This window comes from Mycobacterium sp. PDNC021 (genome assembly GCF_048282635.1).
GTDB lineage: Bacteria > Actinomycetota > Actinomycetes > Mycobacteriales > Mycobacteriaceae > Mycobacterium > Mycobacterium llatzerense.
Genome location: NZ_CP182502.1, coordinates 1,824,484 through 1,836,965 on the forward strand (window position 1 = coordinate 1,824,484; position 12,482 = coordinate 1,836,965).

General features: G+C 67.0%; 12 protein-coding genes and 1 tRNA gene. 10 read left to right on the plus strand and 3 right to left on the minus strand.

Features of this window, described 5'->3' with window-relative positions; translation table 11 throughout:
- Window positions 1–72: 72 nt before the first annotated feature.
- The 3 genes from ACNO8X_RS08485 (at window position 73) to ACNO8X_RS08495 (ending at window position 2,499) form a co-directional block, all read left to right on the plus strand.
- Window positions 73–155: transfer RNA gene (locus tag ACNO8X_RS08485), tRNA-Tyr, on the plus strand.
- A gap of 103 nt (window positions 156–258) precedes the next feature.
- Window positions 259–1,176 (plus strand): alpha/beta fold hydrolase, encoded by a 918-nt coding sequence (locus tag ACNO8X_RS08490; protein WP_418004935.1) that lies wholly within the window; start codon window positions 259–261, stop codon window positions 1,174–1,176.
- Between the two features lie 120 nt (window positions 1,177–1,296).
- Complete coding sequence (locus tag ACNO8X_RS08495) at window positions 1,297–2,499, plus strand: permease (RefSeq protein ID WP_418004936.1); 1,203 nt, start codon at window positions 1,297–1,299, stop codon at window positions 2,497–2,499.
- Here ACNO8X_RS08495 and ACNO8X_RS08500 read toward each other — a convergent pair.
- Window positions 2,481–3,080, minus strand: a complete 600-nt coding sequence (locus tag ACNO8X_RS08500) for a TetR/AcrR family transcriptional regulator C-terminal domain-containing protein (protein WP_418004937.1) — start codon at window positions 3,078–3,080, stop codon at window positions 2,481–2,483. The genes ACNO8X_RS08495 and ACNO8X_RS08500 overlap by 19 nt on opposite strands.
- Before the next feature lie 293 nt (window positions 3,081–3,373).
- On the opposite strand from ACNO8X_RS08500, the gene ACNO8X_RS08505 reads away from it, so the two are divergent.
- Window positions 3,374–6,049: a cellulase family glycosylhydrolase gene (locus ACNO8X_RS08505; RefSeq protein WP_418004938.1), complete on the plus strand. Its 2,676-nt coding sequence runs from the start codon at window positions 3,374–3,376 to the stop codon at window positions 6,047–6,049.
- Between the two features lie 59 nt (window positions 6,050–6,108).
- On the opposite strand, the gene cynR is transcribed toward ACNO8X_RS08505, so the two are convergent.
- Window positions 6,109–7,035, minus strand: a complete 927-nt coding sequence (gene cynR, locus ACNO8X_RS08510) for a transcriptional regulator CynR (protein WP_418004939.1) — start codon at window positions 7,033–7,035, stop codon at window positions 6,109–6,111.
- 104 nt (window positions 7,036–7,139) lie between these two features.
- Here cynR and ACNO8X_RS08515 point away from each other — a divergent pair, with 104 nt between their 5' ends.
- From ACNO8X_RS08515 to usfY, 6 genes are all read left to right on the plus strand, one after another.
- On the plus strand, window positions 7,140–7,367 hold the full coding sequence (locus ACNO8X_RS08515; protein WP_418004940.1) for a hypothetical protein: 228 nt from the start codon (window positions 7,140–7,142) through the stop codon (window positions 7,365–7,367).
- A gap of 57 nt (window positions 7,368–7,424) precedes the next feature.
- On the plus strand, window positions 7,425–7,895 hold the full coding sequence (cynS, locus tag ACNO8X_RS08520; RefSeq protein ID WP_260937216.1) for a cyanase: 471 nt from the start codon (window positions 7,425–7,427) through the stop codon (window positions 7,893–7,895).
- Window positions 7,896–8,015: 120 nt separating this feature from the next.
- Complete coding sequence (locus tag ACNO8X_RS08525) at window positions 8,016–9,068, plus strand: hypothetical protein (protein WP_418004941.1); 1,053 nt, start codon at window positions 8,016–8,018, stop codon at window positions 9,066–9,068.
- Between the two features lie 85 nt (window positions 9,069–9,153).
- A complete protein-coding gene (locus ACNO8X_RS08530; RefSeq protein ID WP_418004942.1) occupies window positions 9,154–9,369 on the plus strand; it encodes a hypothetical protein in 216 nt (71 codons plus the stop codon).
- A gap of 58 nt (window positions 9,370–9,427) precedes the next feature.
- Window positions 9,428–10,744 carry a L,D-transpeptidase gene (locus ACNO8X_RS08535; protein WP_418004943.1) on the plus strand — a complete coding sequence of 439 codons (1,317 nt, stop codon included), beginning with the start codon at window positions 9,428–9,430 and terminating at the stop codon, window positions 10,742–10,744.
- Between the two features lie 124 nt (window positions 10,745–10,868).
- Window positions 10,869–11,150, plus strand: coding sequence for a protein UsfY (gene usfY, locus ACNO8X_RS08540; RefSeq protein ID WP_234884388.1), 282 nt, complete (start codon window positions 10,869–10,871; stop codon window positions 11,148–11,150).
- 12 nt (window positions 11,151–11,162) lie between these two features.
- On the opposite strand, the gene ACNO8X_RS08545 is transcribed toward usfY, so the two are convergent.
- Window positions 11,163–12,476 carry a bifunctional pirin family protein/GNAT family N-acetyltransferase gene (locus ACNO8X_RS08545; protein WP_418004944.1) on the minus strand — a complete coding sequence of 438 codons (1,314 nt, stop codon included), beginning with the start codon at window positions 12,474–12,476 and terminating at the stop codon, window positions 11,163–11,165.
- Between the last annotated feature and the right edge of the window lie 6 nt (window positions 12,477–12,482).

The following is a 12,482-nucleotide window of genomic DNA, read 5'->3' on the forward strand; positions in this document are numbered from 1 at the left end:
TTCGTGTTCGGTACATCTTCGTTGTACTCTGCTACTCGCGCCAAACCCGGGGTCCCCGGTGGTGCGAATCCCGGCAGATTGCCCGAGCGGCCAATGGGAGCGGACTGTAAATCCGTCGGCGAAAGCCTACGCAGGTTCGAATCCTGCATCTGCCACACTGATCAGGCCCCCTTTCGAGGGGGCCTGATTTCGTTTCACGAGTTGATCGGCCGCCGATCGCCGGCAGCCGAATCGAGGTCGGTCGTTAGGATTTCACGCATGGTCGAGTCCCCAACGGATCGTGACGTCGTGCTCGACGTCGAGGGATCCGGTGTCCAACCACCGGTCGACCCGAAGATTCGTGCGAGATTCGCGCTGCTCGAGCGATTCGCGCCCGCCATCGGATCCCGGTGGGCCACCGAGTTGTGGTGCACCCCACCGATCATCGAGCAGAGTCTGCGCATGCCGCCCGGCGTCGCGCCCGGCGCACCGCTGGAAGCGCACTGGGACGGCCACCGCATCGCCGGTGAGTCCTGGGGCGACGGACCGCCGGTGTACCTGGTGCACGGCTGGGGCGGCCGCCGCCCGCACCTGGGCATGTTCGTCAAGCCGCTCGTGGCCGCCGGGTATCGGGTCATCGCGTTCGACCTGCCGAGCCACAACGAGTCCGAGCCGGGCGCGCTCAAGCCGGGACGCACCACCGCCATCGAATGCGCCGCCGCGGTCGCGGCCGTCATCCGCGAGCACGGGCCGGCTCACGCGGTCGTGGCCCATTCGCTCGGGGCCAATTCGGCCACCATGGCGGCGGCGGTCAATGGTGCGAAGGTCGGTCGGTTAGTGCTGCTCGCGCCGATGGGCGACTACCCGATGTATCTGGACCTGTTCGCCGCACGCCACAACTTCGGCCGTCGGATCCGCGCGGGCCTGCAGCGGCGACTGGTGCGCCGCATCGGCATGTCGCTGGCCGACACCAACATGGTCAACCTCGGCGCCCGGGCCGACCACCCGCCGCTGCTGCTCATCCACGACCCCGATGACCCCGACAGCCCCTATTCGTCAAGCGAGAAGCTCGCCGCTTCGTGGCCCGGCGCCCAGCTGCTGACCACCAAGGGACTCGGCAAGTTGGCGCACTACCGGATGCTGCGGCACCGCCCGGCGATCACCGCCGGCATCGACTTCATCGGCAGCCCCGCCTAGTCGCCGTTGAGAGTGGGGGATGACGAGGAAATCTGGCCGATTTTCCGCGTAAAGCCCCACGCTCGATGAAAGGCGCCGCATCGGCGGCGAGCATCGGCGACCGGGACTAACGTCAGGCCCGTGGACGCCGCAATCGCAGCGATCGGTCACGCGCTGGCCCTGGCCGGTTCGATGACGTGGGAGATTCTCTGGGCGCTGATCCTCGGGTTCGCGCTGTCGGCAGTGGTGCAGGCCGTCGTCCGGAAGTCGACGATCGTGCGACTCCTCGGTGACGACAAGCCGAAAACCCTCGCAGTGGCCGCGGGACTCGGCGCGGCATCGTCGTCGTGCTCGTATGCCGCAGTGGCGTTGGCCCGCTCGCTGTTTCGCAAGGGCGCCAACTTCACCGCCGCGATGGCGTTCGAGATCGGCTCCACCAACCTCGTCGTCGAACTCGGCATCATCCTGGCCCTGCTGATGGGCTGGCAGTTCACCGCCGCGGAATTCATCGGCGGCCCGATCATGATCGTCGTGTTGGCGGTGCTGTTCCGGTTGTTCGTCCGGAGCCGCCTCATCGACGAAGCCCGCGTGCAGGCGGACTACGGCCGCGCCGGCTCGATGGAAGGGCATGCCGCGATGGACATGTCGGTGCAGGGCGAGGGGTCGTTCGCCAAGCGCCTGTTCTCGGCGCCGGGGTTCACCTCGGTGTCGCATGTGTTCGTCATGGAATGGGCGGCGATTCTGCGTGATCTGATCCTCGGTCTCCTGATCGCCGGCGCCATCGCTGCCTGGGTGCCGAACGCGTTCTGGGAGAACTTCTTCCTCGCCGACGACCCCACCTGGTCGGTGGTCTGGGGACCGATCGTCGGCCCGGTCGTGGCGATCGTGTCGTTCGTCTGCTCCATCGGCAACGTGCCGCTGGCGGCGGTGCTGTGGAACGGCGGCATCAGCTTCGGCGGCGTGATCGCCTTCATCTTCGCCGACCTGTTGATCCTGCCGATCCTCAACATCTACCGGAAGTACTACGGCACCCGGATGATGCTGACGCTGCTGGCCACCTTTTACATCTCGATGGTCGCGGCGGGTTATCTGGTCGAATTGCTGTTCGGCGCAACCGGTCTCATCCCCACCCAGCGCAATGCCATGGTGATGGACAGCGGCATCTCGTGGAACTACACCACCTGGCTCAACATCGTCTTCCTGCTGCTGGCCGCGCTGCTGGTGGTCCGCTTCGTCCGCACCGGCGGCATCCCGATGCTGCGCATGATGGGCGGATCACCTGACTCGGGGCACGAGGGCGGCCACGATCACCACGCCGGTCTGCATCACGGAGGGCCGGCGTGAGGACTTCCCGGCCGATCAGGTTGTGCCCGGTTTTGGGCCACTAGCGTAGTGAGCCCTGCGAAGACAACGCTGAGATTGAATTCCCACTGAGCGTCCTCGTTGACATCTGCTCTCCTCGCCACCAGGTTCTGATGCAGGAGGGTGAAGTCGGGCCCGCCGGCGCTCCCGATGGCCTCGATGGCCTCTTCACGTTGCGGGTGATTGCGTTGCCCAGAGCGCAGCAGGGAGTCGCGTGCGGAAGTCAGCGCGAGCTCGATGACGATGTTGGTCGCGCGGCCCGCCTGCTCGACGTCGAAGCCGGCCTGGACAAGGGTTTCGAGCAGATACTCGGCCTTGCGCAAGGAGTCGAGGCCGAGGGCTCCCTCGATCGGGAACGTGTCGTGGATGCCGAACATGAGGATGGCACGGCGGATCGTTTCGCCGAACCAGCGCAGGACATCGCGCCAATCATCCTGCGGCGGTGGGGGAATGCGTGAGAACTCGGCGTTGAACACCTCGGTTGCCATCAGCCGCAACAGAGTTTCGCGATCTCGGACGTGATAGTTGAGGGACTTGCGGTCGACGCCAAGGGCGTCGGCCACCGCTTGCATCGTGACCGGCTCAGGCACCACCCCGAGAGCGGCAGCGACTATTTGTTCGCGACTGATCTGCGGCGGACGTCCGCGTCGAACTCGTGAGGCGGCGTGCGCGCCCTTGCCGACATCGTCACCGCCCACACTCGACAGCTTAGGTTCCCGCGCCGAGCGCCCTGCTGACAGCGACCTCACAGGTGTCGGTCGGCCGTTCGGGGCGTCCCGAATGAATTTTCAGCTATCCGGAAAAAAATCGCCGAAATCGACTCCACGGTCGACTCGGGTCCCGTATACCAAAACGCATGAAAGCATCTGCGTACATCGGCCGGGTTGGGGGTTTGGCAGTCGCGCTGGGCATCGGCGCTGCTGTGAGCTGGGGAAACGGGGTGGCGTCGGCGGATGCTGGCGCATCACCGTCCAGCCATTCCGCGGCCCCCTCAGTCAGTGGTGGTGCGAGCGGCACCTCCACGGGTTCGTCGAAGAAGGCGTCCGGCAAGGCGACAGCGTCGCCGCCGTCCGCGTCGTCAGCCGCGGCGAGTTCGGCAGACCCGCCCTCGGCCGGTGTCGGCGACAGCGGCGCGACGCGCTCGCGAACCACAAAGTCGAGTGCACGCGGCACGTCCAAGGCTTCGTCGAAGAAGGCACCCGCCAGTGCGACAGCGTCGCAGCCGTCGGCGTCTTCAGCGCCGGCCGGTTCGGCAACTCAATCCATGGCCACAGCTTCGGCCGCACCGGCCGGCGCGGGCAAGACGCCGGCCACGCCCGTGGATAACCCGTTGGTCTCGACCATGCTGGCCGCCGCCCGCCGTGAGGACGCAGGAACGGCACTCAAGCCCACTGCTGGCATCGCAGCACCCAAGCCCACCGCTGCTGTCACCTCACCGAGTCCGACGCCGTCCGTGCAGCAACTGGTCTACATCCAGGTCCACGCCGCCGTCGAGCGCTGGATCAACAGCGGCATCGGCCGGGATGTGGACTTCGTCATCAACCAGCTGGCCGGTTCTTACGTCATAGGGAACGGCGCCGCCGGCACCGCGGCTCACCCGGCCGGCAGTGCAGGCGGATGGTTGGCGGGCAATGGTGGCGCAGGTTGGGACAGCGCCCAAGCCGGTGTTGCCGGCGGCGCCGGCGGTCGCGGTGGATTGCTGGGTGATGGTGGACGCGGCGGTGCCGGCGGTGCGGGAGCCGCAGGCGGCGTGGGTGGTGCCGGCGGCTTCCTCATGGGCATCGGCGGTAGCGGTGGTGCCGGTGGCGCCTTGCCCGGCGGCACCGGCGGAGCCGGCGGTCGTGGCGGCGCGGGACTGGGGCTGCTGTTCGGTGTCGGCGGCACCGGTGGCCATGGCGGCGACGGGGCTGACGGCGGCCGAGGCGGCACCGGTGGTTCGGGGTCATTCATCTGGGGAATCGGCGGCAACGGCGGCGACGCCGGAAACAGTGGCGTGGGCGGCGCCTCGATGACTTTGCCTGCGCTCGGCGGGGCCGGTGGCAACGCCGGCCTGTTCGGTACGCACGGCGCCGTCGGCCACTTTGGCACCGGGGCCGTACTCACTGAGACCAGCGGCGACGGTTCAGGTCGATCCCTGTCGACCACCGGCAACTGGATTACCAACGGTGACGGGCAGGTCGTGATCCTGCATGGGGTCAACCAGGTCTACAAGCTCGCGCCATACGAACCGTCCGCTGGCGGGTTCAGCGAGGACGACGCAGCGTTTCTGCAGGCCAACGGTTTCAACCAAGTGCGGCTTGGTGTCATCTGGGCCGCCGTGGAGCCCGAGCCCGGCGTCTACAACACCGCCTACCTCGACTCCGTCAACCAGACCGTCCAGATGTTGGCCAGCCACGGGATCTACACCATCCTCGACATGCACCAGGACGGCTACAGCAGCGAGTTCGGGGGTGAAGGTGCACCTGCGTGGGCATCGAAAACCGGCGGGCTGCCCAACATCCAGGTGGGCGGCTTCCCGATCACCTCGCTCCTCGATCCTGCCGCGCAGTACGCCATCGGCGCATTCTGGGCGAACAGCCGAGTGTCGAGTGGGATGGGGCTGGAGGACCACTACGCGCAGATGTGGGAACACGTCGCGAACTACTTCAAAGGCGACCCCAACGTGGCCGGCTACGAAATCATGAATGAGCCGTACCCGACCGCCGGGGACTCGCTGCTGAGCATGCTTGGCGGCTCGCACTTCGACCGTGAGTCGTTGACTCCGTTCTACAACCAGGTCGCGTCGGCGATCCGGGCAGTCGACCCGAACACAACGGTGTACTTCGAGCCGAACGCCCTATTCGACTTCGGTGTACGCACCCACCTGGGCACCGTGGACGACCACAACACCGTCTTCTCGTACCACCCATACTCGCTGGCGACGTTCGGCGGGGGCTCCATCCCGGACGTTGCCGGAATCACGAATATGGCAATGGCCTACGCGCATGCACACGGTATCCCGGCAATGGTGACCGAGTTCGGCACGATCGGATCCACGACCAACTACTCAACGCTGTTCCCCCCGATGAACAGCGCCAACCAGCATGCGATCGGTTGGTCGGACTGGGCCTACTCCGGCCAAAGTGACATCACCGGCTCACCGGGCACCGAGTGGCTGGTCAAGGATCCGAGCCTGCCGCCGACCGGCAACAATGTCGACGCGACCAAGCTGGCAATCCTCGCCCAGCCCTACCCGCAGGCGATCTCCGGCACACCGACGTCCTGGTCCTACGCCGACGGCACGTTCCAATTCAGCTACGCCACCCAAAAAGCTGACGGCACGGGCGACTTCGCTGCCGGCTCGCAGACCGTCATCTCGACGCCGATCGTGGAATTCCCGAACGGCTACCAGGTGACCGTCACCGGTGGACACGTCGTCTCGGCACCCAACGCGCCCCAACTGGTGATCGCGTCGGGCGACGGCGCTGCCACGGTCAGAGTCGTCGTTACTGCCGCCCCGACCGGCGCCGGACCCACCGCAGCGGCGACGTAAACGACCCGCCAGACCCACCCCCCACGAAGTCGCCCGACTTCGTGGGGGGTGGGTCTGCACTACTGCACTTTCGAGAATGACCCAGCAGGCGCATAGCCCCGCGTCGCGACGAGTTCGTGGGTGAGTTGCACGAAGGCGGAGGCGGCCGCGCTGTGGTAGCCGCCGTCGCGGCGCAGGAGCGCGACGGTCCGGGTCGGCATGGGCGGGTCCAGCGGGACCGGCGTCAGGTGCGGATGGTCGTGGGTGACGGCGTCCGGCAGGACCGTTGCGAGCGGCGTCCGTTGCACGATCTCGGTGAGGGCTTGGACGGAGTTGGCCTCGACGGTGATCCGCGGGTCGACGTGGTGCTCCGCGAAGTACGTATCGATATGGGTGCGGGTGAGGAAATCGCTGCTCAGCAGGGCCAGGTGGACCTCGGCCAGCGCGCGGGCGGGCAATGGGTTGGGCAGAGCCTCGGCCCGTGGGCCACTGGTGACCAGGCCGAGGTGCTCGGTGAACAGCGCGGCGGCGTCGATGCCGGGGGCGGGGGAGCCGATGAAGGCTATTCCGACGTCGAGGTCGTCGGCGAGCAGCGCCGCTTCGATGCTGTCCTGGGACATCTCGGCCACCGTCAGGCTGATCCCGGGATGGCGGGCGTGCAGCTCGGCAATGAGCGGGGCGACGAAGTAACTCGTGAACGTCGGGGTGAAGCCCAGGCGCAGGTGACCGCGGCTGAGGTCGCGCACGTCCTCGATGGCGCGTTCGGCCGCGGCCAGTTCACGGAGCGCGCTTCGGGCGCGGTCGGCGAAGGCGGCGCCCGCATCGGTCAGGCGCACGGTGCGGCCGCTGCGGTCGAGCAGCTGGACTCCGAGTGTGTTTTCCAGCTGTTTGATCTGCTGGGAGAGCGTGGGTTGCGACACATATAGCTCTTCGGCGGCGCGAGAAAAGTTGCCGTTTTCGGCGACAGCGAGCAGATACCGCAGGTGACGAAGCTCGAGCCCGGCCATGAGACCAACTATAGAGATTGTCTATAGGAAGCATGAAAACTGGCTATTGGACGTTATACACGCTGTTCATGCATGGTGAATTCAGCAAGAAAGGAAGCATCATCATGAACACGAACAACCTCGCCGCCGCGACAATCGGACTGGTCGCCGGAGCCCTCGCCGCGGTCGGCATCGGACTGGCCGCGCCGGCGCCGGCGGACAACGGCGGGACGGTGGCGCTGCCCGGGCCGGTTCCGGTGTACGCGCAGGACACATTCATCGGCGGCGCCAACCCCTACGTGCCGTTCGGAACCAACCCGATGGTGCCCTACGGCACGTGGGCGCAGCACTGATCCAGCACTGACATCCCGTCAGAACCATCGACCCATCTCTGGAAGGAAGCACCAGCCATGATTCACGCCCAGTTCGACCCCACCGCCCGTCAGCTCCTTGCCGCCGCGGCTGTCGAGGCCAAGACCCGTAAGGACCTGTCCTGGCAGCAGATCGCCGACGCCGCCGGTCTATCGGTGGCCTTCACGACGGCTGCCGTTCTCGGTCAGCACGCGCTTCCGGCGGAATCGGCGAAGGCCGTCGGTGCCCTGCTGGGCCTGGACGACGACGCGGTGCGGTTGCTGCAGACCATCCCGACCCGCGGCTCTATCCCCGGCGGCGTGCCCACTGACCCGACCATCTACCGCTTCTACGAGATGCTGCAGGTCTACGGCACCACTCTCAAGGCGCTGGTTCACGAGCAGTTCGGTGACGGCATCATCTCCGCGATCAACTTCCGGCTGGACGTGAAGAAGGTTGCTGATCCCGATGGTGGCGAACGTGCTGTCATCACCCTCGACGGCAAGTACCTGCCCACTGTGCCGTTCTGATTTCTGGTGCCGACTGCCTTAATATGGTGGGGTCAGCCACGGAAATTTTCGCAACGGCAAATTCTTGTGGCAAACTAGACGAAGGCCGCTGACGGCCGGCTTCGAGAGGATGGACTCAGCGTGGCGACGCACCTGCGCATGGCGGCGGTGACCTGGCTGGTCGCCGCGCCGGTATTCGGTGCCGGCGTGGCGAATGCCGCGCCCCATGACGTGCCGCTTTCGCCGGGTGTTTCAGCTGAGACAGGTGGGGACAGTTCGAGCCCTTCGCGCCCGGGGCTGTCGTCCATCGGCGATCTGAACAAGGTGTTCGGCGGCCTGACCACCGCCGCGACCGCGGCCGGAACCGGCGCGCTCAGCGGCTTCGGTGTCGCGCCGTCGGTCGGCCAGCAACTAACGCCCAAGTTCGGCGACGGGCGCAACGGCACCAACGTCTCGTCCACGAACTCGTCCTCGAATGCATCGATCGGCTTGCCGTCGGGTGTCGTCGGCACGACCGGGAGCACGGCTGCCAGCGAATCAGGCAACGTTGCCGAAACTCCCACCGCCACACCATCTGTCCAGTCGGTCTCGGTTCCGCTGGTCCAGGCGAGCGTGGCGGCCGGTCAGGTAGCGGTCGTTGTGGCAGACGCGCCGATGGCGCCGGTGACGGCGTTGACGGGTCCGCTGCCCGCGGTCGTGGGTGAGCCGATCCGGAGCGTGGCTGCGCTGCCCGGATTTGCTGTGGCGCAGGCTCTGCCGGTGGTCGACGGGTTGGCCGCGGCGGCGGCGTCGCTGACGTCGGCCGCCATCACGCCGCCGTCCGGCGTGCCGCAGGCCGTCTCCTTCGGCCGTGACTTCGGGACCCGCACCGGGCCACCGGCAGCCGTTGGGGCGCAGTCCAATTCACGCTTTGCCGGCCACACCGGCGCCGCCGGGGAACTGCCGGTGCGCGGACCCGCACCGGCTGATCGGGTCTTCGCGGCCGACAACGCCGTCGTCGTGGCGGCGCCGTATCGGGCCGGGTACTCGGACGACCTCCGGGCGGCCGGCCTCGGTGAGGTCGCCGCCGTCGCCGTTCCCGGTTTCACCGGCCTACTGGTGCTGACCGGGGCGGGTGGGTTGATCGGCTTCCGTCAGGCCCGTGCCGGCCGCGCGATGCGCGGGGGCGCCCTCACGCGATTCGCGAGTCAGTAGCCGGCCCTCCTTTTGTCGGTGAATTCACGACGCAGAGCACGCTCTGCGTCGTGAATTATTTTGCAGCTGAAGGTATTTGATCGTCGTGGCGCTGACGTTGCTCAAAGATGTTGGTGTGCAGTACCTTTGGCTGAACGCGCTGGTCAGCGCGTCGCTGCCCGAGACCGGTGAAATACTGCGAAATCAGCGCTTACCACACGTCGACGGGCGTTTGCCAGCCGACACGCCGAAGCGACGCTGTGGCGAAATCGGAGCGAGCTCCATCCGACGTGCAAAGAACCCGGCCGACCGCTTACTCTGATGCGGTACCTCGAGTACACAAATCAGACAATCCCTGGCCGACGCCGAACTTTGGAGCTGTGTTGACGTCATCCCGCCGTGTCCGTGGCGCCTGGCTGGCTGCTGCGCTGGCCGTCCTTGCCGTGCTCGGTGGGACTGTGGTGTCGTCGACGTCGCGCTGCCAGGAGGGTTGCAAGGTCGTCGCTGCATCGCGCGACCTGTCCGTGTCGCAGCCGGCCGCGCCCGAGCCCGCGGCGCTGCGCGTCACGCCGGCAGGTGGGGCGAAGGACGTCAGCCCGGCCGCGCCCGTCAACGTCACGGCCGCCAGCGGCACCATCACCGCGGTGACGATGGTCAACGGCGCCGGAAAAGAGATTCCCGGGACCCTCGGACCCGACGGCAAGACCTGGACGCCCGCCGAACAGCTCGGCTACAGCCGCAAGTACACGATGACCATCGAGGCGCGCGGCCCCTCGGGCATGCCGTCGCGGCAGACATCGAGCTTCACCACGCTGGATCCCACCTACCAGACGGCGGTGTATCTCAACACCGTGTCCGGCGCTTCGCTGCAGGAGGGTGGCACCTACGGCGTCGGCGTCGTGGTCACCGCGCACTTCGACGAGAAGATCGAAGACAAGGCGGCCGCCGAGCGCAACCTCGTCGTCACCACCAACCCGCCGGTTCCCGGTTCGTGGCACTGGGTCGACGACGCCAACGCGCACTGGCGCCCGGAGAAGTACTACGCGCCGAACACGACGGTCTCGGTCGCGGCGAAGATCTATGGCGTCAGGCTCGGCGACGGCACCTACGGCCAGCAGGACGAACGCGTCTCGTTCCGGATCGGCAATGCCCACATCTCCGTCGCCGACGACCACACGCACCAGGTCAGCGTCTTCGACAACGGCCAGTTGGTGCGCACCATGCCGACTTCGATGGGCATGGGCGGCACGGAGACCATCGGCAACACCGTCATCTCCTTCTGGACGCCGCCGGGCGTCTACACCGTGATGGACAAGGCCAACCCGGTGATCATGGACTCCTCGACGTTCGGCTTGCCGACCAGTAGCCGCCTCGGATACAAGGAGACCATCCCGTGGGCCACCCGGATCAGCCATGACGGCATTTACCTGCACCAGCTGAACGCAACCATCTGGGCGCAGGGCAAACAGAACACCTCGCACGGCTGTCTGAACCTCAACAGCGATAACGCCAAGTGGTTCTACGACTTCTCCGTGCCCGGCGACGTCGTCGAGGTGAAGTTCACCGGTGGCCCGCCGCAGATGCTGAACCAGAACGGCGACTGGAGCATGCCGTGGGACCAGTGGGTGCGTGGCTCCGCGCTGCCGCCGCCCCCGGTGCCGGTCACGCCCGTCGCCGCGCCGCTGCCGCCGCGCTAGCCACCTCGCGAAGACGGTCGCGGCCAAGTGTGAACTATCTCACAACGGGCCCCGATTCGGGCGTAGCCTTAGGGCATCTTCGGCAAGGAGGGAGATGCGAATGAAGGGCGCGCACCATGATCCAGTGGATCATTCCCGAACTACGCAGCCACATGCCGGTGAATCCTTCATCGACACCCTGTGGCTGCCCGGCCTGGGCCTGATCGCACTAGGCATCGTCACCATCGCCGGCTTCGTCTTCGCAACCGCGTTCGGTCATACGGGACTCGAGCTACCGCTCGGCCTCATCGCCGGCGCGCTGGTCACCGCAGGGGCGCTCGTCATCACGTTCGAGCATCTGCGGGTCAAGCGAGTCGAGCAGCGGTGGCTTGCCGACCATCCCGAACGGCGCCTGCACGCAGGCTGACCGCCCGGTGGTCTAGCGCGGCAGCAGCCGCAGAATCTCCGGCGTCCGCGGGTCGAGGATGTCGTCGAAGTCGTGGTGCTTCTCGACGTACGCCTTGACCATGGGGCAGATCGCCACGATGCGCTTGCCCTGCTGCCGGGTGGTCGCCAATGCCTGGGCGATCAGCACGCTGGCCAGCCCGCGCCCGCCGAACGCCGGGTCGATCTCCGTGTGGTAGAAAACCCGCTGCTCGCCATGCTCGATGAAGGCGGTGAGCCCCACTGACTTTCCATCGACCGCGATGCTGAACCGGTCGGCTTCCTGGGTCACCTCGACGGGTGCGCCGTTCTTGTCGGTGAGCATGACTGGGGCCTTTCCTCCGGTGGGTGGTTTCCGCGGGACCAGGCGAGTGGTCGGTAGCGGGGGAGCGGGCAACCGCGCGGGCTGACCCTGGTACCCGATGACTTCGCCGAACTGTTCGGATTCGGCCTGCCACTGATTGCGGTACTCGACGATCTCGTCGTGCGTGCGCCCGACGAAGTTCCACCACATCAGCAGTTCTTCGGTGAACGGCGTGCCACCGAGAACGACAGCGCGTGCCGGTTCGGCCCCGGTGTTGGCGAGGGTCAGGCGCGTGGATCCGACGCCCTGATAAGCCAATTCGTACGGCTGTACCGGTGTGCCGGCGACGGTCAGCGTCCCCTGATCGAGCAGCACGGCGTGCTCGAAGGTGGGGTCGACCTCGAACTCGACCGTGGCGCCCGCCGGCAGATCGACCTGGGCGCCGAGCAGCGGAGTGTGCGTGTGCACCGGCGACTGCTGCCCGGCCAGCGCCCCGAGAAAGACCGACACCGTGGCACCGCCGAAGGAAACCGGCTGTGGCGCATAGTGATCGAAATTGCGGGGTCCGTGGCGTGCGGCGTCGGGCAGCGCGACCCACAACTGGACACCGTGCAGGATGGTCGTCGCCGGGGTGGACACCTCCGAGTGGCAGATGCCGGCGCCGGCGGTCATGAGGTTGAGCTCGCCGGGCCGCACCATTTCGTGGACGCCATGCGAATCGCGGTGCTCGATCTCGCCGCTGAACAACCAGCTGACCGTCTGCAGACCGGTGTGCGGATGCGGCGGGACGTCCATCCCGGCCTTGGTGCGCACGTCTTCCGGGCCGTAGTGGTCGGCGAAACACCACGCGCCGACCAGCGAGCGCTCACGTTGCGGCAAGGTGCGACGGACCATCATCGCGCGCGGTCCGCCCAGCGGCACCTCGCGCGGCTCCAGAATCTCGATGCGGTTGGGAGGCCCGGCGGCACAGTCGTATTCGATGGGGTCTGCCTCAAGATTGCTCACGATTCG